A 22,987-nucleotide genomic window follows, 5' to 3' on the forward strand; every position below is an offset into this window, starting at 1 on the left:
ATTGTACCGATCGGTACAATGTCGGTTATCGACGATCGAAACCGACAGGAGATCTCATGAGCCGTCCGCCATTGCCGCCATTCACGGCCGAGACAGCGGCGCAAAAGGCGCGCCTTGCCGAGGATGCCTGGAACAGCCGCGATCCTGAGCGGGTCTCGCTCGCCTACACCGAGGACAGCATCTGGCGGAACCGGGCCGAGTTTGTCTCCGGCCGCGGCGAAATCGTCGATTTCCTCAAGCGCAAATGGTCGCGCGAGCTGGACTATCGCCTGATCAAGGAGGTCTGGACCTGGAACGGAAACCGCATCGCGGTGCGCTTCGCCTATGAATGGCGCGACGACAGCGGGCACTGGTTCCGCTCCTACGGCAACGAGAATTGGGAGTTCGACGAAGCCGGGCTGATGCGCCGGCGCGTGGCGAGCATCAACGACCTGCCGATCACCGAAAGCGAGCGGAAGTATCATTGGCCGCTCGGCCGCCGGCCGGACGACCATCCCGGCCTTTCGGAACTCGGGCTCTAGAGCATGATGCCGAAAAGTGTGAAGCGGTTTTCGGGCGACATCATGCTCTATCTCTTTGATGTAGAGCCGGATGATTTCAGGTCGATTCGACCTGAAATCATCCGGCACTAGGGGGCGAATGGATGCGGCGCATCGCGCCAGATCGCGATCAGCTGCTGGGGGTCGTTGCGGAAGTTTTCCGCGAGCATGGTTATGAAGGCGCCAGCCTGTCCTTGATCGGCGAGGCGACGGGGCTCGGCAAGGGAAGCCTCTACCACTTCTTCCCCGGCGGCAAGGAGGAGATGGCGAGGGCTGTCATTGCCCATATCGACGGCTGGTTCGAGGACAATGTCTTCGCGCCGTTGCGCGACAGCACCGATCCGCTGGCAGGGATCGAACGGATGCTCGCGGCGACGGACAGCTATTTCCGCTCGGGACGGCGCGTTTGCCTGATCGGCGCCTTCGCGCTGGATGAATCGCGCGACCTGTTCGTCGACCAGATAAGAGACTATTTCGGCCGATGGGTCACGCATCTCGCCGATGCGCTGGCGCGATCCGGGCACCGACCGGGCGAGGCCAGCGAGTTGGCCGAGGAAGCCGTCGCCGCCATTCAGGGCGCGCTCACGCTGGCCCGCGCCGCCAATGACCTCGATGTGTTTTCAAGGGCATTGCGGCGACTGCGCACGCGGCTTGGGATTCCGGCCAAGGTCTAGGGCGGATCCTCCCAGGGATTTTGAAGGGTTGCCGTTTGCCCTGGTGCAAGATTTTCCGTTGATTTGCGTGAAATCAGCAAACGCCGGGGTTTGGTTGACACCGTCCCAGCCTCGTCATTCTATGGCGGAGCAAGGAGCGAAGCGACGCGGCGCAGACCATAGAATCCATTCCGTGACGTGAGAGCGCCGCTCACGGTGCAGAACTTCTACTCCGCTGCATTCTTCGGCTGAGGTACCGGCATGGATTCTTGGGTCTTCGCGACGGAGCTTCGCTCCTGCTCCGCCCTAGAATGACGATCGCGATGGGCGTTTCGGCCAATCTCCAAGGTATGCCGTCTGCGAACGCAAACAGAGGTGACCGATCAAAATGCCTGTTCAAGGGAACTAGATCATTTCCAGCCCACGCTTACGCGTCGGCGGCGGGAAGGCGCGGTCGAGATCGGCGAAATCCTGCGGCGTCAGCTTGATGTCAAGCGCGGCGGCGTTCTGGCGCACGTGCTCCTGGCGACCGGCCTTCGGGATGGCGATGACGCCGTCCTGCATCATCACCCAGGCAAGCGCGATCTGCGCGGCGGTGGCGTTGTGGCGGGCAGCGACGATTTCCAGCCGGGTATTGTGAGCCAGCGCGCCCTGCTCGACCGGCGAATAGGCCATCAACGGTATGCCGCGCTCCGCGCACCAGGGGGCCAGATCGAATTCGGGGCCGCGCCGCGACAGATTGTAGAGCACCTGATTGGTCTGGACGTCGCCGCCATGGTCCAAGCCGACCAGTTCCTCCATCTCGTCGGTGTCGAAATTGCTGACGCCCCAGTGGCGGATCTTGCCTTCCGTTTTCAGCGCCTCGAACGCCTCCACGGTTTCCGAAAGCGGCACGCTGCCCGGCCAATGCAGCAGATAGAGATCGATGCGGTCGGTGGCGAGCCGCTTCAGGCTGTTCTCGCAGGCGCGCTTCACGCCGGCGCGCGAGGCGTTGGAGGGCAGCACCTTGGAGACCAGGAAGGTCTCGTCGCGGCGCCCGACGATGGCCTCGGCCACCACTTCCTCGGCGCCGCCGCTGGCATACATTTCGGCGGTGTCGATCAGCGTGATGCCGAGATCGAGCCCAAGCTTCAACGCCGCCACCTCATCGGCGCGGCGCCGTCGATCCTCGCCCATTTTCCATGTGCCTTGGCCGAGCACCGGAACGGCTTCGCCGGACGGCAGCTTCAGGGTTCTGATCGACGAGCGGTTGATTGACGGGGGCATGGCTTTCTCCGCGTGAGGCCGGACCGCAGCACAGCCGTGGCCGGAAATCCAGACCGAAGGCTCGTGGCCGCCTGGATACCTGGCCGCCCGGATTTCCGCAGCGGCTACTTCGCCGGATGCTTGGCGAGCCAGTCCTGCATCTCCTTGATCTCGGCTTCCTGCGCCGTGACGACGCCTTCGGCGAGCTTGCGGATTTCCGGATCCTTGCCGTTGGCGATCACGACCTTGGCCATGTCGATGGCGCCCTGATGATGCGGGATCATGCCGCGGACGAAATCGACATCGGCATTGCCGGTGTATTTGATCATCATGTCCTTGTGCATCTTCTTCATCGCGGCCTCGTAGCCGACGGTGGCCGGGCTCTGGGCACCCATCGCCATCTTGGACATGTCATGCTTCATCTCTTCCGACGAAGCCGGCACGCTTTCGAGGAAGACGGCAAGCAGCATTCCTGCGGCCATCAGCAGCAGCACGATTTTCTTGGCCAAGGTCATTCAGGTCTCCTTCTGTTGGATAGCGTATCTGGGGGCTTTGCTCACAGTTTCAATGTTCTCAGCCGCAAGGCATTGGCGATGACCGACACCGACGACAGGCTCATCGCCGCCGCCGCGAGCATCGGCGACAGCAGCATGCCGGTGAGCGGGTAAAGGACGCCGGCCGCCACCGGCACGCCAAGCACGTTGTAGAGGAAGGCGAAAAACAGGTTCTGGCGGATATTGCCGATCGTCGCCTGAGCCAGCGTACGTGCCCTCACAATGCCGTTGAGGTCGCCCTTGATCAGCGTGATGCCGGCGCTTTCGACCGCGACATCGGCGCCGGTGCCCATGGCGATGCCGACATCGGCGCTGGCCAGCGCCGGCGCGTCGTTGACGCCGTCGCCGGCCATGGCGACGGCGGCACCCTTGGCACGCAATTCCTCGACCAGCGCGCCCTTCTCGTCCGGCAGCAGCCCGGCGCGGACCTCGTCGATGCCGAGCCTGCCGGCGATCGCTTTTGCCGTGCGCTCATTGTCGCCAGTGGCCATGATGATGCGCAGGCCCTTGTCATGCAGGGCCTTGATCGCTTCGGCTGTCGTTGCCTTAACGGGGTCGGCGACAGCGACGATGCCGGCGAACCTGCCGGCGACGGCCACGAACATGGCCGTCTTGCCTTCGGCCTGCATCGCTTCGGCATTGGCCGCCGAAGTTCCGACGCCGAGGTCCGCCATCATTGCGGCATTGCCGAGCGCGACCTTCCTGCCCGAAACCGTGCCCGAAACGCCCTTGCCGGTGATGGCTTGGAAATCGACCGCGTCGGCCAGCTTCAGACCGCGCGCGGCGGCGCCCTCGACGATCGCCTCGGCCAGCGGATGCTCGGAGCCCTTTTCCAGCGCGGCGGCGAGGCCCAGCAGCTCGTTCTCGTCGATGCCGTCGGCCGCGACGACATCGGTAAGCCGCGGCTTGCCCTCGGTCAGCGTGCCGGTCTTGTCGACGATCAGCGTATCGACCGAGGCAAAACGCTCCAACGCCGCCGCTTCCTTGATCAGCACGCCGGCATGCGCCCCGCGCCCGGTTGCGGTCATGATCGACATCGGTGTCGCAAGGCCGAGCGCGCAGGGACAGGCGATGATCAGCACCGACACCGCCGAGACAATGGCGAAGATCAAGCTCGGTTCGGGACCGAGGATCGCCCAAGCGATGAAGGCAAGGGTCGCCACCAGCACGACGGCCGGGACGAAATAGAAGGACACGCGGTCGGCGAGACCCTGGATCGGCGCGCGCGAGCGCTGCGCCTTGGCGACCAGCTCGACAATGCGCGACAGCGTGGTCTCGGCGCCGACCTTCTCGGCGCGCATGACCAGCGAACCGTTCTTGTTCAGCGTGCCGCCGGTGAGCGTGTCGCCTTCCGTCTTTTCGACCGGTAGCGGTTCGCCCGTGATCATGGATTCGTCGATAGCCGAGTGTCCCTCCAGCACCGTGCCGTCGACGGGCACGGCGGCGCCGGGGCGGATGCGCAGCTTGTCTCCGGTCTTGACGCTGTCGAGCGGCACGTCCTTCTCGGCGCCGTCGGCGCCGATCAGCCGCGCGGTCTTCGGCGCGAGGTCGAGCAGCGCGCTGATGGCCGATCCGGTGCGCTCGCGGGCCCTGAGCTCCAGCACCTGGCCGAGAAAGACCAGCGCCACGATGACGGCGGCGGCCTCGAAATAGACCGGCACGGCGCCGTCATGGCCGCGGAACTGATGCGGGAAGACGTCCGGGAACAGCGTCGCGACCAGGCTGAAGAGATAGGCAGCACCGACGCCCAGCGAAATCAGCGTCCACATATTGGGGCTGCGGTTCAGGATCGATTCCCAACCGCGATGGAAGAACGGAAACGCCGCCCACAGCACCACCGGGCTCGCCAGCGCCAGCTCGACCCAGGTCTTGGCGCGGCCGTCGACGAGGTTTTCGAAGCTGAAGCCCAGCATCGGCGCCATGGCGATGGTCAGGAGGGGCACGGAGAGCGCCGCGCTTACCCAGAACCGGCGGGTGAAGTCGACGAGCTCGGGATTCGGGCCTTCCTCGCCTGTCGGCACGCCCATCGGCTCCAGCGCCATGCCGCAGATCGGGCAGGAACCGGGCTTGTCGCGGACGATCTCGGGGTGCATCGGGCAGGTGTACTGCGTGCCCTTCGGCATCGGCTGAGGCTCGGGCCGGCCGGCGAGGTATTTTGCCGACTCCGCCTCGAATTTGGCCTTGCAACCGGGGGAGCAGAAATAGAAGCCCTGCCCTTCATGGCGAACGAAGTGCTTCGCGCTCGCGCGGTCGACGCTCATGCCGCAGACGGGGTCCGTGGCCGTCAAATAGCCCTCGGGCTCGGCCTGGAATTTAGTGCGGCAGCGCTCGCTGCAGAAATGAAAGGTGCGGCCGCCATGCTCAGCCGTCGGCTTGCCGGCCGCCGGATCGACCGTCATGCCGCAGACAGGGTCGCGAATCACCGCTTCGGTGTCGGGCGCGACATTCTTCGCAGAGCAGCAGCAGCCGCCATGCGCATGATGGTGGTGGTGGTCGGAATGGGTCATCAGCAATACCTCGGAATTCTCGAATTGAGGCGGAGGTAGTCCTTCCAGTAACTGGAAGGTCAAGAGCCGGTTTCGACTTTTGCGGCTTTGGTCTTGCAGCCGCGTATCCTGGCTATTGCTCACCGCTGAAAACGCGGCGGCCGGCCCCATACACAGCGCCGCGAAAACAGGCTATAGACGCCGCCGAATGGCAAAGATCTCCCTCAAACTCGACGAAATCATCGATGGCGACGCCTTGCGCCGCGACTTGACCGCGCTGACGGCGGCGAGCGCCGGCGACGGTTCAGGACCGGCTGTTCGCACGGCCGTCCTCCAGCTGCTCAAGGCCAGGATGGCGGAAGGGCGAAAGATCGCCGAAGCCATGCTCAAGCAGGATGGCGGCGGCAATGCCTGCGCCGAGCGGCTCTCGCATCTGATGGATGAGCTGATCCGGGCGCTCTATGATTTCGCCGCCACCCATGTCTACCGGGTCAAGAACCGGTCCGCGGCCGAGCGCATGGCGGTCGTTGCCGTCGGCGGCTACGGCCGCGGCACGCTGGCGCCGGGCTCCGACATAGACCTGCTTTTCCTGCTGCCCTACAAGCAGACCCCATGGGGCGAGCAGATCGTCGAATACATGCTCTACATGCTGTGGGACATGGGGCTGAAGGTCGGCCACGCCACCCGCAACATCGACGAGTGCCTCAGGCTCTCGCGCAGCGACATCACCATCCGCACCTCGATCCTCGAGGCGCGCTTTCTGTGGGGCGAACAGAAGCTTTATGAAGAGCTGCTCACCCGCTTCGACCACGAAGTGGTGCGCACCACCGGGCCGGAATATGTGCAGGCCAAGCTTGCCGAGCGCGACGAGCGCCACGCCAAGGCCGGCGAAAGCCGCTACCTGGTCGAACCCAATGTCAAGGACGGCAAGGGCGGCCTGCGCGACCTGCAGACGCTGTTCTGGATCGGCAAATATTTCTATCGCGTGCGCACCGGCGAGGAGCTGGTCGAGAAGGGCGTCTTCACAGAGGCCGAATATCGCGAATTCCAGAAGGCCGAGGATTTCCTGTGGGCGGTGCGCTGCCACATGCATTTCCTCACCGGCAAGGCGGAGGAGCGGCTGCATTTCGACATCCAGCGCGAGATCGCCGAGCGTCTGGGCTATACGACGCATCCCGGCCTGTCGGCGGTCGAGCGCTTCATGAAACACTATTTCCTCGTCGCCAAGGATGTCGGTGACCTCACCCGCATCTTCTGCGCGGCGCTCGAGGAAGAGCAGGCCAAGCACGTGCCGGGCTTCAACCGCATCTTCCTCACCTTCTCGCGGCGCAAGCGCAAGCTTGCCGGTACCTCCGACTTCATCGTCGACAACCACCGCATCAACATCGCCGACGACAGCGTGTTCGAGCGTGATCCGGTCAACCTGCTCAGGCTGTTCTGGTTCGCAGACAAGCACGGGCTGGAGTTCCACCCCGACGCGCTGAAGCTGCTCACCCGCTCGCTCGGGCTCGTCAACAAGTCGCTCCGGCGCGACGAGGAAGCCAACCGGCTGTTCCTCGACATCCTAACCTCGGACCGCAATGCCGAGCTCAATCTCAGGCGCATGAACGAGGCCGGGCTGCTCGGCAGGCTGATCCCGGACTTCGGCAAGATCGTCGCCATGATGCAGTTCTCGATGTACCACCACTATACGGTGGACGAGCATCTGATCCGCTGCATCGGCGTGCTGGCCGAGATCGAGCGCGGCGACGGCGCGAAGGTGCATCCGCTGTCGCATACGCTGATGCCGGGACTGAAGAAGAGCCGCGAGGCGCTCTATGTCGCCGTGCTTTTGCACGACATCGCCAAGGGCCGGCCGGAGGACCATTCGGAAGCCGGGGCCAGGATCGCGCGGCGCATCTGTCCGCATATGGGATTGTCGGCGGCCGACACCGAGACCGTCGCCTGGCTGGTCGAGAACCATCTCGTGATGTCGATGACGGCGCAGACGCGCGACCTCAACGACCGCAAGACGATCGAGGATTTCGCCTCCATCGTGCAGTCGGTCGAGCGGCTGAAGCTGCTTTTGATCCTCACCGTCTGCGACATCAGGGGCGTCGGGCCGGGCGTGTGGAATGGCTGGAAAGGCCAGCTGCTGCGCACACTCTATTTCGAGACTGAGCTGCTTTTGACCGGCGGCTTTTCCGAGGTGTCGCGCGCCGAGCGCACGACGGCGGCGCGCGAGCGGCTGGCCGAGGCGCTGGCGGCATGGCCGGCGAAGGAGCGCAAACGCTACGTCGCCCTGCACTACGAGAACTATCTGCTCACCGTCGATCTGCCCGACCAGTTGCGGCACGCCGAGTTCGTCCGCGAGGCGGATGCGGCAGGCAAGAAGCTCGCCACCATGGTCAAGACGCATGAGTTCGAAGCGGTGACCGAGATCACCGTGCTGGCGCCGGACCATCCGCGCCTGCTTTCGATCATCGCCGGGGCATGTGCCGCGGCCGGCGGCAACATCGTCGACGCGCAGATCTTCACCACCTCGGACGGGCGGGCGCTGGACTCCATCCTGATCTCGAGGGAATTCGACCTCGACGAGGACGAGCGCCGGCGCGCCGAGCGGGTCGGCCGGCTGATCGAGGACGTGCTGTCCGGCAAGAGCTGGCTGCCAGAGATGATCGAGAAGCGCACCAAGCCGAAGCGCGGCGCCAAGGCTTTCAGGATTCCGCCCCGCGCCGAGATCCGAAACACGCTGTCGAACCGCTTTTCGGTGGTCGAGGTCGAGGGGCTGGATCGGCCGGGCCTGCTGTCCGAGATCACCGGGACGCTGTCGGACCTGTCGCTCGACATCGCCTCGGCGCATATCACCACCTTCGGCGAGAAGGTCATCGACACGTTTTACGTCACCGACCTGACCGGACTGAAGATCGACAGCCCGACGCGCACCGCCACCATCCACAAGCGGCTGATCGATACGCTCGAAGGCAATTCGTCCGAACGCAACGGCAAGGCCAAGGCAGCGGCCGAGTGACCATCCATTTGACGCAATTTTTCTGGCAGTCGTCCCCAGCATGAGCCTTGTCAAGAAATTCGCCACCGTCGCTTCCGGCACGCTGATGAGCCGCGCGCTGGGTTTCGGCCGTGAGATGCTGATGGCGGCGGCACTCGGCACCGGACCGGTCGCCGACGCCTTCAACGCCGCCTTCCAGTTTCCCAACACCTTCCGCCGGCTGTTTGCCGAGGGCGCCTTCAACGCCGCTTTCGTGCCGCTGTTCGCCAAAGAGATCGAGCAGCATGGCACCGAAGGCGCCAAGCGCTTTTCGGAGGAAGTGTTCGGTGTGCTGTTTTCGGCGCTTTTGGCACTGACAATCGCGATGGAACTGGCGATGCCGCTGATCGTGCGCTACCTGGTGGCGCCGGGCTTTGCCGGCATTCCAGGCAAGTTCGAGACGACCGTCCGGCTTGCGACGATCATGTTCCCGTACCTGATCTGCATGTCGCTCGGCGCCATGATGGCCGGCATGCTGAACTCGCTGCGCCGCTATTTCGCGGCGGCGATCGCGCCCGCCTTCCTCAACATCATCCTGATCGGCGTGCTCGCCTATGCCTGGTATCACGGGCTGGACGCGCGTGATGTCGGTTTCGGCTTGTCCTGGGGCGTGCTGGCCGCAGGCATCGTGCAGCTTGCCATCGTCTGGATAGCGGTGCGCAATGCCGGCATCTCGATCGGCTTCCGCTGGCCGAAGATGACGCCCAACGTCAAGAGGTTGCTGATCCTGGCGCTGCCGGCGGCGATCACCGGCGGCATCACCCAGATCAACCAGCTGATCGGCACGGCGATCGCCTCGGCGCAGAACAGCGCGGTGTCGTCGCTCGCCTATGCCGATCGCATCTACCAGCTCCCGCTCGGCGTCGTCGGCGTGGCCGTCGCCATCGTGCTGTTGCCGGAACTGTCGCGGGCGCTGAAATCGGGCAATCTGATCGAGGCCGCCAATCTGCAGAACCGCTCGGTCGAGTTCACCTTGTTCATGACCTTGCCGGCGGCAGCCGCGCTCTGGGTGATGTCGGAACCGATCGTGCGGCTGGTCTATGAGCGCGGCGCCTTCGCCGCCAACCACTCGACGCCGATCGTCGCCTCGATCCTGGCGATCTTCGGCCTCGGCCTGCCCGCCTTCGTTTTGATCAAGGCGTTCACGCCCGGCTATTTCGCACGCGAGGACACCCGGACACCGATGATTTTTGCCGCCATCTCGGTCGGCGTGAATGTCGCCACGGCATTGACCCTGTTCCCGTCGATGGGCGCGCCTGGCATCGCGGTGGCCTCGGCCGTCGCCGGCTGGGTCAACGCGCTGATGCTGCTCGGCATGCTGATCAGGCGCGGCCATTGGGGCCGCGACGTGCCGCTCTTGAGACGCATTCCCCGGCTGGTGCTCTCCGCCGTAATCATGGCCGTGGCGCTTTACTTCGCGGAGCGCCACTTTGCCATACAGATTGGACCTGGCTCGCCGCTCGTGGTGAAGGCGACGACGGTGCTTGGCCTTGTCGCCGGGGGCGCCGCGCTCTACTTCATCGCCGCCTTCGGCACCGGCGGCGCCGATTTCGGCATGGTCCGGCGCAATGTGAAACGTCGTTCACCCAAGGCGCCACCACCCGTCAGGGAACAGTCTCCAGATCCGTGAGCCGGAATTCATTGGCCGTGGAAAGCATCGGAACGGCGTAGTATCGCGCGCAAGCGTAGTGGAAGCAGTCCGCCATGTTTAGGCGGACAGCATTGTTGCGAAACCGCGAAGCGGCCTCGATGGATAGGGATGTTGCCTCGGGTGCAGGCGGAAGCTCGCGCAAGGCAATTGCCCGCTCTTCTAGAAAGCGAGCTACAATCTCCGCGCTTCTTGCGACCGGAATCGCCAGCTTTTCTGGTCGCGCGAGCGCCATCGCGGCCTCCCAAACGGCTATCGCCGACGTGAACGGTGCCGATGCCTCCATGACGGCCTGCGCGCATCGCTCGGCTTCCGTCTCGTTGCTCAGGATCGCGACGATGGCTGCTGCGTCGACAAACATCAGTCGTCGCCGGAAAGTTCATCATAAACGGACTGCGGCAACGGTTTGCGCGCTTGTTCGCTAAGCTTGATTCCAAACTCGGCTCGCAGTCGCGCCGCCGTTTCCAGTGGCGTCTCGCGATTGCGCCGCCGCTCCAGGGCCTCGCGCATGGCAATCACGATTGCCTCGGTGATGCCTACCCCTTCAGCTTTGGCGAAAGCGCGCGTCAGCCTGTCGGCTTCCTTGTTGTTGATGTTGATAGTCATCGCTACATTCCTTTATGTAGTTAGAAAGATGTAGCTTATGCGTGGCAATGTCAACGTACCGATGAGCCATGCCAGCTCGGTCCGCGCCTCTTGATCGCGCGGCCGGCTTCGTCCATAAGCGCGCCGTCGCAAGACTTTCGCCGCGCGCGGTTTCCAGCCGTGTGATTGGCTCCAAAACGTCTGCAACTTTTTGGAATCATGCTTATACGGCCCTCCACAAGCCATGAGGAATTCATGTCCGCCTTCAAGCCACTCGTCTTTTCGGGCGTCCAGCCGACCGGCAACCTGCATCTCGGCAACTATCTCGGCGCCATCAAGAAATTCGTCGCTCTCCAGGAACAGTCCGACTGCATCTACTGCGTCGTCGACCTGCATTCGCTGACGGCGCAGCTGGTGCATCAGGACCTGGGCGACCAGACGCGGTCGATCACCGCGGCGTTCCTGGCCTCCGGCATCGACCCGAAGAAGCACATCGTCTTCAACCAGTCGCGGGTCATGCAGCACGCCGAGCTCGCCTGGATCTTCAACTGCGTGGCGCGCATCGGCTGGATGTACCGGATGACGCAGTTCAAGGACAAGGCCGGCAAGGACCGCGAGAACGCCTCGCTCGGCCTGCTCGCCTATCCGAGCCTGATGGCTGCCGACATCCTGCTCTATCGCGCCACCCATGTGCCGGTGGGCGAGGACCAGAAGCAGCATCTGGAGCTCACCCGCGATATCGCGCAGAAATTCAACAACGACTTCTCCGAGAAGATCGCAGCGCTCGGCGTCGGCGTCGAAATGCAGGTCGGCGAAGAGACGGTGAACGGTTACTTCCCGATCACCGAGCCGGTGATCGGTGGTCCGGCGGCGCGCATCATGAGCCTGCGCGACGGCTCGAAGAAGATGTCGAAGTCGGATCCGTCGGATCTCTCGCGCATCAATTTGACCGACGATGCCGACACCATCTCGAAGAAGATCCGCAAGGCCAAGACCGACCCGGAGGCCTTGCCGAGCGAGATCGACGGGCTGGAAAGCCGGCCCGAGGCCGAAAACCTCGTCGGCATCTATGCCGGTCTCGCCGAGATCTCGAAGGAAGACGTGCTGAAGGAATATGGCGGTCAGCAATTCTCCGTGTTCAAGCCGGCTCTGGCCGACCTTGCCGTGGAGAAGCTGGCGCCGATCGCTTCCGAGATGCGCCGCATCGAGGGCGACCGCGCCTATGTCGACGCCGTGCTCAAGGATGGCGGCGACCGCGCCCGCGCCATCGCCGAGGGCACGATGAAGACGGTGCGTGACATTATCGGCCTGTTGCAGGACTGACCGACGAGTTGGTCCCATAGGACCATTGCCGCGCCAGCCGGCGGCTTGCCGCCGGTCGGCCGCAGTGGCAGATTGCGGCCGAACCATACCGAGCAGATAGACATGGTCTCCAAACGCCTCAGCCGCGAAGCCGGCCATCGCAGGAAATTCCTGACGATCATCGACGATACGCCGGAATGCGAGCGCGCAGTCGCCTATGCCTCGAAGCGGGCGCAAAGCACCAGCGGCGTGCTGGTGCTGCTCTATGTCATCGTGCCGGACGATTTTCAGCATTGGCTGGGGGTCGAGAAGATCATGCGCGAGGAAGCGAATGCAACGGCGCGCGCAGCGCTCGACGGCTATGCGAACAAGGTGCGCCAGAAGCTCGGCATCGAACCGGAGCTGGTCGTGCGCGAAGGCAAGCCCACGGAAGAAATCCACAAGCTGATCGAGGAAGACCAGGACATCGCCATCCTGGTGCTGGCAGCCGGCGCCGGCAAGGAAGGCCCTGGACCACTGGTCAGCGCGGTTGCGGGCCGGGGAGCGGCCTTCCCCATTCCAGTCACGGTGGTGCCGCAGAATCTGTCCGACGAGGAGATCGACAGCTTAGCTTAAGCCACCTCAATCCCCGGCCTCCGCCGACCTGATCACTGCAACCATTTCAAAAGCCGTGACGGACCCGGTAAAAACATTCCGCCAGCCAGCCGTTCGGGCGACGCGTTTCGCTTGAATGTCCAGCCGATAGAGCCTATTTAGAATTATTCCAAACTATCGGCCCGGGAAGGGCCTGGAGATACCCATGTTCATCCAGACCGAATCGACGCCGAACCCGGCGACGCTGAAATTCCTGCCGGGCAAGGAAGTGCTGGGCGAAGGCACAGCCGATTTCCGCAACGCCGAAGCCGCGGCGGAGGCCTCGCCGCTGGCCGGCCGTCTGTTCGAGATCCCGGGCGTCACCGGCGTCTTCTTCGGCTATGATTTCATCACCGTGACCAAGGACGGTCCGGACTGGCAGCACCTGAAGCCGGCGATCCTGGGCGCCATCATGGAGCATTTCATGTCCGGTGCGCCGGTCATGGCCACGACCGCTCCGGCGAGCCAAGCCGGCGAGACCGGCGAGTTCTACGACAAGGCCGACGAAGAGCTGGTGCTGACCATCAAGGAACTGCTCGACACGCGCGTGCGCCCGGCCGTTGCCCAGGACGGCGGCGACATCACCTTCCGCGGCTTCGAGAACGGCACCGTGTTCCTGCACATGAAGGGCGCCTGCGCCGGCTGCCCGTCGTCGACGGCAACGCTGAAGCACGGCATCCAGAACCTGCTTCGCCACTTTGTTCCGGAAGTCCAGCAGGTCGAGCAGGTCGCCTGAGAATCCACTTCGCCGGCCGCGCAGGGCGGCGACGCGAAATCCGATCCAAGACGCAAAAACAAAAAACCGGGCCCCAACAGCCCGGTTTTCTGTTTTTGGACGTCTTGTTGTTGCCTAGACGGTCCGCTTGCGAAAGCTTTTGGCCTCGGCCTTCGTGATCACATCACGATGACCTTGGCGCCGACCGACGTGCGGTCGTAGAGGTCGATAATGTCCTGGTTCATCAGCCGGATGCAGCCCGACGACATCGCCTTGCCGATCGAGAACCATTCCGGGCTGCCATGCAGGCGGTAGCCCATGTCGCCGCCCTTGTTGAAGAGATACATGGCGCGCGCGCCGAGCGGGTTCTTCAGGCCCGGCTCCATGCCGCCGGCGAATTTGGCGAGCTCGGGCTGGCGCTTGATCATCTGCGAGGGCGGCGTCCAGGTCGGCCATTCGCGCTTCAGCGCGATATGGGCGGTGCCGTGCCATTCAAAACCCTCGCGGCCGACGCCGATGCCGTAGCGCATCGCCATGCCGTCGCCCTCGATGAAATAGAGGAACTTGTTCTGCGTATCGACGATGATGGTGCCCGGCTTCTCCGGCGAGTCATACCGCACTTCCTGGCGGTGGTACCTGGCGGGGACCTTCTCGATCGGGATGCGCGGCAGCTGATAGCCGGCATCGGTCATCGCGCCATAGTTGTTGGTGAACATTTGCCCACCGATGGTGCTGCACCCGCTGATCGCGGTCGACAACGCAAGAGCGGCAAGGATTGCAAATGACTTCAAGCGCATGAAAAGGTCCGATGCCCCGCCTGGATGCCAGCGGCACGAGTCGGCCGCTTTGTTGTCATCATTCATGCTGGCATTTCTTTTGCTTGCCAAGCGCGCACTGCCTATATGCAAGACCTTGCACGCGGGTAAGTGCCGAACTGCGGCATTTCCGCAACAGGCCTCACAGGATTGTGAAACAAAATCAATGAGGCGGCTCATAGAGCCGCCTGGGTTCGAGGAGAGCGCCATGAATGTCGGTGATGCCGCCGAGCGTTCCGGCCTGCCGGCCAAGACCATCCGCTACTATGAGGAGATCGGCCTGATCCGTCCGGCGCGGGCCGAGAACGGCTATCGCGATTACTCCGGCGACGATATCCACCGGCTCGCCTTCCTGCGCCGTGCGCGCAATCTCGGCTTCTCAATCGACGATTGCAGGCAGCTGATGGCGCTCTATCAGGACCGCGGCCGCGCCAGCCACGACGTGCGCGAGATCGCCGCCGCCCATGTCAGGGCGATCGAGGAGAAGCTGCGCGAATTGCAGTCGATGCGCTCGACGCTGCAGACACTGATCCACGCCTGCCATGGCGATGACCGGCCGGACTGCCCGATCCTGGACGACATGGCGGGAGCAGCCTGAGGTCCGAGGCCTGTCAGCGCTTCCAGAAATGGCGGTGCGATGCGAGCAGTTCGTCCGCGATTTCGGGGAACGGGCCGAAGACCTCGATCTTCTTCTGGCCGGCGTCGAATACGGTGCGCGAGGCGAGGTTCATCGTCGGATTCTCCGCGTGATCCCCGGTGAGTGCCAGGAGATCGGTCTCCTCGAAGCCGTAGACCAGCCGCCCGATACTCGCCCAATACATCGTGCCGGCGCACATCGCGCAGGGTTCGCCGGTCGAGACCAGCGTGCATTGCCACAGGAACTCCGGCTCATAGGCCGCTGCGGCGCGGCGGGCGAGCTCCGTCTCGGCATGGCGCACCGTGTCGAGATTGCCCTGCCGCATCAAAACACGATCGTCCGGCCCGACAAGCACGCAACCGAACGGATGATGGCCATGCGCCGCCGCCTCGCGCGCGACGGCGTCAGCGGACCGGAGGTGGGCGAGCATCTGATCGCGGGTCATGGGAATTCCTCCACGGTGAGATTGCTGCCAGGGGATTTGATTAGCAAGAACTAAACTTCTCTTGAGCCTCCCGCTTGGCTTTGAACTCCGACCATTTCCGGTTTGGTGCTATTTTGACAACCGCACAATGAGATTGCTGGGGCCATGGGCATGCAGGAAGACATCGAACGGGTCGAGCAGCATATCCGCGAGATTGAACAGCGGATCGAGCGCCAGCGCGCGGTTATCACCCAGGCCGAGGAAAGCGGCTTGCCGACCGACGGCCCGCGCAACTTCCTGTGGTTCCTGAAAGAGACATTGAGCCTGAGCCGCGACCACCTGGCCAGGCTTCTGGCGGATGAATTCCGGGCGGGCGACTCGCAATAAGTGCAGCGAAGCCCATAGAAAGGCGATTATGTACTTTACAAACAGAGGGACTCGGCTCACGCTTAAGGATCGCGGCTAGCGACCGTTTGGATTGGCGTTCCCACTGTTCAACCTGGGCGGATAGCCGGGCGGGTCTTCAAATGCTACCGCTGCTATTTTTTGCTGGGCAACGACGAAGCGCAACACGTTTGACGTTAGCACGAACTCCGTTGGCTTGGTGCACTGCCATTCAACTCTGACAATGACAGCGTCTGCATTAACGCCGGTGGCGTGTGCGGCTTTTCCCTCAGTTTGAATGAGCGGCTTTGAACAATCCGACCCGGGAAGAAGTTTAACGAATTCTGGGAAAAGCTCTGCCAAAGGCGAACCGTAGTCAAATATGATGGCGGCTGCATCCGGCACCAGGAGCGTCTTGGCCTGCTCGGGATTTTCGACCGAGAGGTTGATATAGGTCTCTACGAGCTGGGCGGGCGCGGCTTCGGAACCACTCGCTGCGGCCGTAGGAAGACAAGCAGCCATCGCCGTCACTATGCAATTAAACCTCGTGACGAGCATCTAGCGCTTGCCCGCCTTCTCTTTCGGCTTGTGCTTCGGGGCTGGCGGTGTTCGCGCCAGCTTACCCATTAGAGTGTCGGCGGCAGATTTCTCGTCGTCCGCGCCATGCTCGCGCGCAACGCGGATGAACTCTGCAGATTGATCAGCTTGCTTCTTCTTGGGTTTCATCGAATTTCATACCTATTTGGTCGGGCGCCTCTCGCTTCAATCTGCGCGCATCTCTCTTCGGCTGCGTCTCTGCAATCTGCTGCTGCATCTTAACCAGCTTCGCGTCGTCTGTCGAAATCTCGCGAAGCTTTACCTTCTTATCGTCGTCTGGCCATGCACATGGCACTACAAAGAAACCAGGTTTAGCCTTCCTCACGTGTTTGAGGATAGCCGGCCACCAATGTAGCAAGAGAGCGGCCTTCCGACAGAAAGGCCAGTTGCCCCACTTAGGGGCGAAGAACACGACGACCATTCCCTCTTGGACTAAGGCCAGCCGTTCGTGCGGAACGGTCGTCATCTTGGTATCGCCAGATACAATGATCTTTCCACCGGCAGCGGCGTAGCGCCTGATCCAAGGCACATCGCTTTTACGCTCATGGTCCGCGTCACCCGGCTGCGGCGTGTAGTCCTTCGCGCTCTCGATTACAACGCCCTGCACTATGTGCTTTAGGCTGCGTTCTTTGTGGAATGACCGGAAGACCCGCACCATTGCGGCTGGCATATTTTCATCAAAGGCGACCTTCAAGCCGCCTGCCGCAAGTCAGCTTGGAAGCGTACAGCTTCCCTGACTTGCTTTTCAGGTATCTCGAACTGATCAGCGACCGCGCGGACACTGCCTTCCGCCTTGACCGCAACCGCCAAGGTTTCGGTCGGAATGCGGCTATCCTGTAGGACTGGTTTTCCGAAAGAAAAGCGCGGGTGAACGATGACGTTCGGTGCAATATGCTTGCGAGGATACCAAGCGATCATGTTGCCGAGCGGATCGAACATCACGTCCTCTTTCAAGGAGGGCGCAATGATCGCTGGCAGCTCGAAATTCTTGGTTTTCAGATCCTCATAGATAAGCTCGACGCCGCGCTTTCTAGTGATGGTCGCAACTATCCTCCTGCCATCAGTCTGGAACACAATCCTGGCCGCAAACGGATGCGGATGTTCGAGCGTATCCCGCGCTTCCTGCATGATGGAGCGAATTTCGTTTAGGCGAACACCAGCGTTGGAAAACCGCGCGACAAAACGGAGTTCCATCAGATTGGTAAAGCTGACAGCTACCTTGCCGTTCACCAATCCAAGCTGATTTTCGATGACGGGCTGCTGGCGTCCCTTCTTGCCGTTCACCCAAATCCGCACGTCCGCCTGAGGGGCGTCCACCAAGCCTGCCGTCTCTGGAACGGTAAAGATTCCGCCGACAAGGAGATCAGGGGTATGGGTGTGTATGGTCACGGGACGCCTACCGACGAGTCCCGGTACTTCAGCCGCTTTCCAACGATGCCAGCCATAGCCTTTACCGTCCTGTTGTTGTCATCGACGCCAAGCGCGATGCGATTGCTGTAGCGGAAATCGAACTCTGCCAGATAGCGGTGCAAGTGCTGCTCGCCGCAATGCTGGTAAACGCCCTTCATGCCGCGCTTGAAGATGCTGTAATAGCCTTCGACCGTGTTCGTAACGCTGCCGGGAACGTATTCATCCTTGGAATGTGTGACGAAATCGTGAGAGGCAAATTCCTGGCCCACGCGGCGATACATTTGAGCCTCATCCGTCATCAACGCGCTTTCCTTGGCGATATTGTCGCGAACGATCGGCATAACGGTGCCGATGCGAGCGGTATCGACATGGAAGGAACGGGCGCGGCCGCCGCGCTCGACCAGCGTAACGACAGAATTCTTGTGAGCGCCGCCGCCGCGCTTCACCGGAGTGCCTTTCAGGCGGCCAATGTAGGTTTCGTCAACTTCGACCTGTTTGCCTTCGCCGCCCATTGGGGAAAGGACGCCATCGCGCATGGCCTCGCGTAACCGATGGAACATGAACCACGCGGTCTTGTAAGTGACCTGCAACGTCCGATGCAGTTGGTGAGCGCTGATACCCTTCTTGCTAGACGCCAGAAGGTGCGCCGCCTGCCACCACTTGTGCAGCGGTACATGGCTGGACTCAAACACCGTTCCTACCTTCACAGTGAACTGCTTTTTGCACTCTAAGCAGCGGCGGAGGCCGATCCGCGCCGTCTCGCCGGTGACGCGCGTAATCCGTTGCTGATCGCAGTTACCGCACTTCGGGCAAACTGGACCTTCCGGCCACACAATCGCTTCTAGCCGCTCGAAAGCAGCTTCTTCGTTGTGAAAGTGCGGTTCGGAAAGGACGCTCATACACTGATTTCCTAGCGTGAAATCAGTGTATCACACCGCCCGTGTTTGTAAAGTACATAATAGCCCATAGAAAACGGGTTCAAACCGTGAACAAAATCTGGCATGGTGCCATCCATGCCCATCGTATCCCCGATTCCCCTCAACCCTTTGATCGACGGCCGCCAGTCGGAGCGCGCCATGCTGGTGCGGCGCGGCGTGCAGCGGCTGCTGACCGAAATGGGGGCGCATGTGCTGCCGGAGCTGTCTTTGGCCACAGGGCGGCGCGCCGATCTCGTCGCGCTGACCAGGCAGGGCGATATCTGGATCATCGAGATCAAATCCTCGATCGAGGATTTCAGGGTCGACCGCAAATGGCCGGACTACCGGCTGCATTCCGACCGCTTCTTCTTCGCCACCCATCCCGGCGTTCCCCAGGACATCTTCCCCGAGGAATGCGGCTTCATCCTTTCCGACGGCTATGGCGCGGAGATCCTGCGCGATGCACCAGAGCACCGCATGGCGGCTGCGACGCGCAAGGCGCTGATGCTGCGGATTGCCCGCGCGGGCGCCGCGCGGCTCTTGGCGGCCGAGCTTGCCGGCGTCGCGGTGCCGGCGCTGGATGGCGAGAGCGAGTAGCGCCTGTTCCTCGCCGCACTAGGCGGGAGAGGAAATAGGCGTTGCAGCTGACCTATTCCACTTCTTCTTCCACTCCGCTGCCCGCCGGCGCCATGAGCAGGATGGCGGCGCCCAGCAGCGCGGCAACCAACGAGCCAGCAAGGATGCCGACCTTCACCGCGTCCTGCAGCGCCGGGTCGCTGGCGAAGGCGAGCAGGCCGATGAACAGGCTCATGGTGAAGCCGATGCCGCAAAGCAGCGAAATGCCCAGCATGTGCAGCCAGCCGGCATTGACCGGCAGGTCGGCGAGGCCGAAGCGGATCGCGAGCGCCGAGGAGCCGAAGACGCCGACCAGCTTGCCGAGAACCAGGCCGGCGGCGACGCCGAGCGTCAGCGGCTCGACAAGGGCCGCAAAGCTCAGGCCGCCGAGCGAGACGCCGGCATTGGCGAAGCCGAAGATCGGGATGACGAGGAAGGGCACCAGCTTGTGCAGGCCGTGCTCCAGCCGGTGGAGCGGTGACTGTTCGAGATCGTGGCTGATGCCGGGAGAGCGTTCGAGCGGGATGGTGAGCGCCAGCGCCACACCGGCGAGCGTGGCGTGCACGCCCGACTTCAGCACCAGCACCCACAGCAGCGCGCCGAGCACCAGATACGGCCAGAGCTTCATGGCCCGCATGCGGTTGAGCACGACCAGCAAGGCGATGACGACAAAGGCGGCGGCCAGATAGGCGAGCGACAGGCCGCTGGTGTAGAACAGCGCGATGATGATGACGGCGCCGAGGTCGTCGATGATGGCGAGAGCGGTGAGGAAGACTTTCAGCGAGGCCGGCACGCGGCTGCCGAGCAGCGAAAGCACGCCGAGCGCGAAGGCGATGTCGGTGGCGGTCGGGATCGCCCAGCCGGAAAGCGCGGCCGCATTGTCGCGATTGACGGCGACGTAGACCAGCGCCGGAACCAGCATGCCGCCGGCGGCGGCGATGCCGGGCAGCACCCGGCGCGGCCAGGTCGAGAGCTGACCATCCAGCATCTCGCGCTTGATCTCCAGCCCGACCAGCAGGAAGAACACAGCCATCAGCCCGTCATTGATCCAATGCGAGACGCTGAGCGGTCCGAGATAGGCGTGCAGGACGGCGAAATAGGTTGTGGCCAAAGGCGAGTTGGCGACGATCAGCGCAAGGGCTGCAGCCACCATCAGGATGATGCCGCCAGCGGCCTCGCCGTCGAGGAATTCACGCAGGATCGATTTCGGCCGTTCGTCTTGCATGGTGCCTCGCTAACCTAGCCTGTTGGCCGGGAATCTGTGGTCCAATGATGCGCAACGTCAGTGGCGATGCAAGGCTTACGGGCGACACCGCAGCCGATGCTTCGAAAATTGGCCGAAACGTCCGTCTCTTCGTCATCCACGGGCGAAGCAAGGAGCGAAGCGACGCAGCGAAGACCCGAGGATCCATTCCGTTACATCGGAGCGGTGCCGACGGCGCAGAATTCTGCTCCGCTGCATCCTCCGGCCAAGGTCACGGCATGGATCCTCGGGTTTCCGCGTCCGCTTCGCTCCCGCTCCGCCCGTGGATGACGACGCTTGCCTAGCGCGGCGCCCGCTTCGCGAGGATCCGCTGCAGGGTGCGCCGATGCATGTTCAGCCGGCGCGCCGTCTCGGACACGTTGCGGTCGCACATTTCGTAGACGCGCTGGATGTGCTCCCAGCGCACGCGGTCGGCCGACATCGGGTTTTCCGGCGGCGCCGCGCGCTCGCCTGAAGTACGGGTAAGCGCGGCGAAGACGTCGTCGGCATCGGCGGGCTTGGAGAGGTAGTCGATGGCGCCGAGCTTCACCGCTGTCACCGCGGTGGCGATGTTGCCGTAGCCGGTCAGGATGATCGCGCGGGCGTCGTCGCGTCTCTCGCGAATGGCGGCAACGACATCGAGGCCATTGCCGTCGCCGAGCCGCATGTCGACCACCGCATAGGCCGGCGGATGGGCGCGCGCCTTGGCGACCGCCTCCTCCACGCTCTCCGCCGTCTCGACCACGAAGCCCCGGGTCTCCATCGCCCGGGCGAGCCGAGTGAGGAACGGCTTGTCGTCCTCGACGATGAGCAGCGAGGTGTCCTCGCCCTCCACCATTGCAACAGTCGTTTCGTCTCCGCTCATCTTATCGGCATCCTACTGACTTGAACCACCTCGCCCCGGAACGAATTCTAGCGAATGCGCCTTAAGTCCTTGTTTCCGGGCACGCCGTTTGCCAAGAAAGCTGCACGGTTTTGGGCGGCATGCCTCACTTTTACGCAGATACAGTCCCGCAAGGGCAATGTCCAATTTTTTACAGCCGGCAACAGAGCTGCCATGCAGTAATTGCAGGGCTTTTCACCGTTTCGCAATTCCGGACGGAAAACTACGGCGAAGTCGCCGAGCCCAACCGCTGGGCACTTTTCCTGGAATTGCTTTAGGCATTGTCGAACATGGTGGCCGACGCCTGGTCCTGGTTGAGGAAGACGCCGCGCGGCCATGCGATCTGCACCACCGCGCCTTCGCCAAGCCCGCTCGAATTGCGGAAATCGATGGTGGCGCCCGATCGTTCCAGCAAGGTCTTGGCGATGAACAGTCCTAGCCCCAGGCCGCCGCCGGCCTCCGTGCCCTGGCGCGTTGACATATAGGGCTCGCCGATGCGGTCGATGATCTCGGCCGGAAAGCCCGGCCCGTCATCGATGATCGAGAAGATGACCTTGTCATTGTCCCAACTCCAGCTGACAGTGACCGACTTGCGGGCGAAATCGACGGCATTCTCGACCAGGTTGCCGAGCCCGTAGATGACGCCGGGGCTGCGCTGGCCGACGGGCTCAGGGCCGATACACTCGCCGGGCCGCAGCTGGATCGAGATGCCGAAATCGCGATGCGGCGCCGTCACCTCCTCGACCAGCGAGGTGAGCGGCATGCGCGACAGATGCGCTTCGCCTTCCGACGAAAGGCTGGTCAGCCGCTTCAGGATCTCGCGGCAACGCTCGCTTTGCGAGCGCAGGAGCTTCACGTCCTCGCCGTATTTCGGGTCCTTGCCGAGCGCCTTCTCCATCTCCTTGGCGACGACGGTGATGGTCGCCAAGGGCGTGCCGAGCTCATGCGCGGCCGCCGCCGCCAGCCCGTCCAGCGCCGACAGATGCTGCTCGCGCTGCAGCACCAGTTCGGTGGCGGCCAGGGCGTTGGCGAGGAGGCGCGCCTCCGCCGCGACGCGGAAGGCATAGATGGCGGTGAAGGCGATCGAGGCGAACACCGCCATCCACATGCCGGCGACATAGATGAACGGCATCGGCAGCGGCGCGTCCTCATACCAGGGCAGTGGCAGGTGGAAGAACACCAGCAACGTGGCGGCTATCATGACCAGCGCGCCCAGCACCGCGGTCATGGGCAGCGGCAGCGAAGCGGCCGAGATGACGACCGGGACCGAAAGCAGCACGCAAAACGGGTTGGTCAGGCCGCCGGTCATGTAGAGAAGGCCGGTGAGCTGGATGCCGTCGAAGGTGAGAATCGCGAAGGCCGAAAGCGGGGTCAGGCGGTGCGCCGCCGGATAGCGGAAGGTCAGCCACAGATTCATCCAGGCCGAGCAGGCGATCAGCGCGAAGCACATCGACACCGGCAGCGGGAATTTCAAGCCATAGGCGACAACCAGCACGGTCAGGCTCTGGCCGACGATGGCCAGCCAGCGCAGGCGGATCAGCGTGTTGAGCCGCAGCCGCTGGCTTTGCTGGGAATCGGGCGCGCGCAGGATGTTGATCATCGACTTACGATTATAACCGCGGGAGGGTAAGCGCTAGTAGCGCTGTAAAGGCGACTTGAGCGATTGGCAGCCGT

General features: G+C 63.1%; 25 protein-coding genes. 10 read left to right on the forward strand and 15 right to left on the reverse strand.

From position 1 onward, the window contains the following. Nucleotides 1-56 precede the first annotated feature (56 nt). Both FJ424_RS00545 and FJ424_RS00550 read left to right on the forward strand, forming a co-directional pair. Nucleotides 57-521, forward strand: a complete 465-nt coding sequence (locus FJ424_RS00545) for a nuclear transport factor 2 family protein (protein ID WP_140650312.1) — start codon at nucleotides 57-59, stop codon at nucleotides 519-521. 122 nt (nucleotides 522-643) lie between these two features. Then, complete coding sequence (locus tag FJ424_RS00550) at nucleotides 644-1,213, forward strand: TetR/AcrR family transcriptional regulator (RefSeq protein ID WP_140650314.1); 570 nt, start codon at nucleotides 644-646, stop codon at nucleotides 1,211-1,213. Between the two features lie 384 nt (nucleotides 1,214-1,597). On the opposite strand, the gene FJ424_RS00555 is transcribed toward FJ424_RS00550, so the two are convergent. The 3 genes from FJ424_RS00555 to FJ424_RS00565 all read right to left on the reverse strand — a co-directional run bounded on the left by FJ424_RS00555 (nucleotide 1,598) and on the right by FJ424_RS00565 (nucleotide 5,498). Further along, on the reverse strand, nucleotides 1,598-2,458 hold the full coding sequence (locus FJ424_RS00555) for an aldo/keto reductase (RefSeq protein WP_140650317.1): 861 nt from the start codon (nucleotides 2,456-2,458) through the stop codon (nucleotides 1,598-1,600). Nucleotides 2,459-2,562: 104 nt separating this feature from the next. Next, nucleotides 2,563-2,952, reverse strand: coding sequence for a DUF305 domain-containing protein (locus FJ424_RS00560; protein ID WP_140650320.1), 390 nt, complete (start codon nucleotides 2,950-2,952; stop codon nucleotides 2,563-2,565). Nucleotides 2,953-2,993: 41 nt separating this feature from the next. Then, nucleotides 2,994-5,498 carry a heavy metal translocating P-type ATPase gene (locus tag FJ424_RS00565; protein ID WP_140650323.1) on the reverse strand — a complete coding sequence of 835 codons (2,505 nt, stop codon included), beginning with the start codon at nucleotides 5,496-5,498 and terminating at the stop codon, nucleotides 2,994-2,996. A gap of 187 nt (nucleotides 5,499-5,685) precedes the next feature. On the opposite strand from FJ424_RS00565, the gene FJ424_RS00570 reads away from it, so the two are divergent. Both FJ424_RS00570 and murJ read left to right on the forward strand, forming a co-directional pair. Continuing rightward, the gene (locus tag FJ424_RS00570) at nucleotides 5,686-8,487 is read left to right on the forward strand and encodes a [protein-PII] uridylyltransferase (protein WP_140650326.1); all 2,802 of its coding nucleotides are present in this window, start codon (nucleotides 5,686-5,688) and stop codon (nucleotides 8,485-8,487) included. 40 nt (nucleotides 8,488-8,527) lie between these two features. Beyond that, nucleotides 8,528-10,135, forward strand: coding sequence for a murein biosynthesis integral membrane protein MurJ (gene murJ / locus FJ424_RS00575; protein WP_140650327.1), 1,608 nt, complete (start codon nucleotides 8,528-8,530; stop codon nucleotides 10,133-10,135). Here the strand turns inward: murJ and FJ424_RS00580 are convergent. Further along, nucleotides 10,110-10,514, reverse strand: coding sequence for a type II toxin-antitoxin system VapC family toxin (locus tag FJ424_RS00580; protein WP_140650330.1), 405 nt, complete (start codon nucleotides 10,512-10,514; stop codon nucleotides 10,110-10,112). The two genes, murJ and FJ424_RS00580, sit on opposite strands and share 26 nt — an antisense overlap. Next, complete coding sequence (locus tag FJ424_RS00585; RefSeq protein WP_095766111.1) at nucleotides 10,514-10,759, reverse strand: type II toxin-antitoxin system VapB family antitoxin; 246 nt, start codon at nucleotides 10,757-10,759, stop codon at nucleotides 10,514-10,516. The genes FJ424_RS00580 and FJ424_RS00585 overlap by 1 nt, the downstream gene beginning before the upstream one ends. Before the next feature lie 234 nt (nucleotides 10,760-10,993). Between FJ424_RS00585 and trpS the strand changes: the two genes are divergently transcribed. The 3 genes from trpS (at nucleotide 10,994) to FJ424_RS00600 (ending at nucleotide 13,409) form a co-directional block, all read left to right on the forward strand. Then, entirely contained in the window at nucleotides 10,994-12,061 is a 1,068-nt protein-coding gene (gene trpS / locus FJ424_RS00590) for a tryptophan--tRNA ligase (RefSeq protein ID WP_140650333.1), read from the forward strand. A gap of 102 nt (nucleotides 12,062-12,163) precedes the next feature. Then, nucleotides 12,164-12,655, forward strand: a complete 492-nt coding sequence (locus tag FJ424_RS00595) for a universal stress protein (RefSeq protein ID WP_140647347.1) — start codon at nucleotides 12,164-12,166, stop codon at nucleotides 12,653-12,655. Between the two features lie 184 nt (nucleotides 12,656-12,839). Further along, nucleotides 12,840-13,409, forward strand: a complete 570-nt coding sequence (locus tag FJ424_RS00600) for a NifU family protein (protein ID WP_140650336.1) — start codon at nucleotides 12,840-12,842, stop codon at nucleotides 13,407-13,409. A gap of 158 nt (nucleotides 13,410-13,567) precedes the next feature. Here FJ424_RS00600 and FJ424_RS00605 read toward each other — a convergent pair whose 3' ends face one another. Further along, a complete protein-coding gene (locus FJ424_RS00605) occupies nucleotides 13,568-14,185 on the reverse strand; it encodes a L,D-transpeptidase (protein WP_140650338.1) in 618 nt (205 codons plus the stop codon). Between the two features lie 226 nt (nucleotides 14,186-14,411). On the opposite strand from FJ424_RS00605, the gene cueR reads away from it, so the two are divergent. Further along, the gene (gene cueR / locus FJ424_RS00610; RefSeq protein WP_140650341.1) at nucleotides 14,412-14,801 is read left to right on the forward strand and encodes a Cu(I)-responsive transcriptional regulator; all 390 of its coding nucleotides are present in this window, start codon (nucleotides 14,412-14,414) and stop codon (nucleotides 14,799-14,801) included. A gap of 13 nt (nucleotides 14,802-14,814) precedes the next feature. Here the strand turns inward: cueR and FJ424_RS00615 are convergent, their stop codons facing one another. After that, nucleotides 14,815-15,285 carry a nucleoside deaminase gene (locus FJ424_RS00615; RefSeq protein WP_140650344.1) on the reverse strand — a complete coding sequence of 157 codons (471 nt, stop codon included), beginning with the start codon at nucleotides 15,283-15,285 and terminating at the stop codon, nucleotides 14,815-14,817. Between the two features lie 150 nt (nucleotides 15,286-15,435). Here FJ424_RS00615 and FJ424_RS00620 point away from each other — a divergent pair, with 150 nt between their 5' ends. Then, a complete protein-coding gene (locus FJ424_RS00620; RefSeq protein WP_140650347.1) occupies nucleotides 15,436-15,651 on the forward strand; it encodes a hypothetical protein in 216 nt (71 codons plus the stop codon). A gap of 75 nt (nucleotides 15,652-15,726) precedes the next feature. Here FJ424_RS00620 and FJ424_RS00625 read toward each other — a convergent pair whose 3' ends face one another. From FJ424_RS00625 to FJ424_RS00640, 5 genes are read right to left on the reverse strand one after another with little or no spacing between them, the layout of a single operon-like run. Then, nucleotides 15,727-16,206 carry a hypothetical protein gene (locus FJ424_RS00625; protein ID WP_140650350.1) on the reverse strand — a complete coding sequence of 160 codons (480 nt, stop codon included), beginning with the start codon at nucleotides 16,204-16,206 and terminating at the stop codon, nucleotides 15,727-15,729. After that, complete coding sequence (locus FJ424_RS33365; protein WP_181167166.1) at nucleotides 16,207-16,374, reverse strand: hypothetical protein; 168 nt, start codon at nucleotides 16,372-16,374, stop codon at nucleotides 16,207-16,209. Next, nucleotides 16,349-16,939, reverse strand: a complete 591-nt coding sequence (locus FJ424_RS00630; protein WP_140650353.1) for a hypothetical protein — start codon at nucleotides 16,937-16,939, stop codon at nucleotides 16,349-16,351. Before FJ424_RS00630 ends, FJ424_RS33365 begins: the two co-directional genes overlap by 26 nt. After that, complete coding sequence (locus FJ424_RS00635) at nucleotides 16,936-17,634, reverse strand: DUF433 domain-containing protein (protein WP_140650356.1); 699 nt, start codon at nucleotides 17,632-17,634, stop codon at nucleotides 16,936-16,938. The genes FJ424_RS00630 and FJ424_RS00635 overlap by 4 nt, the downstream gene beginning before the upstream one ends. Continuing rightward, the gene (locus FJ424_RS00640) at nucleotides 17,631-18,554 is read right to left on the reverse strand and encodes an IS1595 family transposase (RefSeq protein ID WP_140650359.1); all 924 of its coding nucleotides are present in this window, start codon (nucleotides 18,552-18,554) and stop codon (nucleotides 17,631-17,633) included. Before FJ424_RS00640 ends, FJ424_RS00635 begins: the two co-directional genes overlap by 4 nt. Nucleotides 18,555-18,668: 114 nt before the next feature. Here FJ424_RS00640 and FJ424_RS00645 point away from each other — a divergent pair, with 114 nt between their 5' ends. Then, nucleotides 18,669-19,169 carry an MmcB family DNA repair protein gene (locus FJ424_RS00645; RefSeq protein ID WP_164772367.1) on the forward strand — a complete coding sequence of 167 codons (501 nt, stop codon included), beginning with the start codon at nucleotides 18,669-18,671 and terminating at the stop codon, nucleotides 19,167-19,169. A gap of 52 nt (nucleotides 19,170-19,221) precedes the next feature. Here the strand turns inward: FJ424_RS00645 and nhaA are convergent, their stop codons facing one another. The 3 genes from nhaA to FJ424_RS00660 all read right to left on the reverse strand — a co-directional run bounded on the left by nhaA (nucleotide 19,222) and on the right by FJ424_RS00660 (nucleotide 22,913). Then, a complete protein-coding gene (gene nhaA, locus FJ424_RS00650) occupies nucleotides 19,222-20,412 on the reverse strand; it encodes a Na+/H+ antiporter NhaA (protein ID WP_140650362.1) in 1,191 nt (396 codons plus the stop codon). Nucleotides 20,413-20,731: 319 nt separating this feature from the next. After that, nucleotides 20,732-21,295: an ActR/PrrA/RegA family redox response regulator transcription factor gene (locus tag FJ424_RS00655; RefSeq protein WP_140647361.1), complete on the reverse strand. Its 564-nt coding sequence runs from the start codon at nucleotides 21,293-21,295 to the stop codon at nucleotides 20,732-20,734. 292 nt (nucleotides 21,296-21,587) lie between these two features. Then, complete coding sequence (locus tag FJ424_RS00660) at nucleotides 21,588-22,913, reverse strand: ActS/PrrB/RegB family redox-sensitive histidine kinase (protein ID WP_140650364.1); 1,326 nt, start codon at nucleotides 22,911-22,913, stop codon at nucleotides 21,588-21,590. Nucleotides 22,914-22,987 lie beyond the last annotated feature (74 nt).

The organism is Mesorhizobium sp. B3-1-8 (assembly GCF_006439495.1).
Lineage (GTDB): Bacteria > Pseudomonadota > Alphaproteobacteria > Rhizobiales > Rhizobiaceae > Mesorhizobium.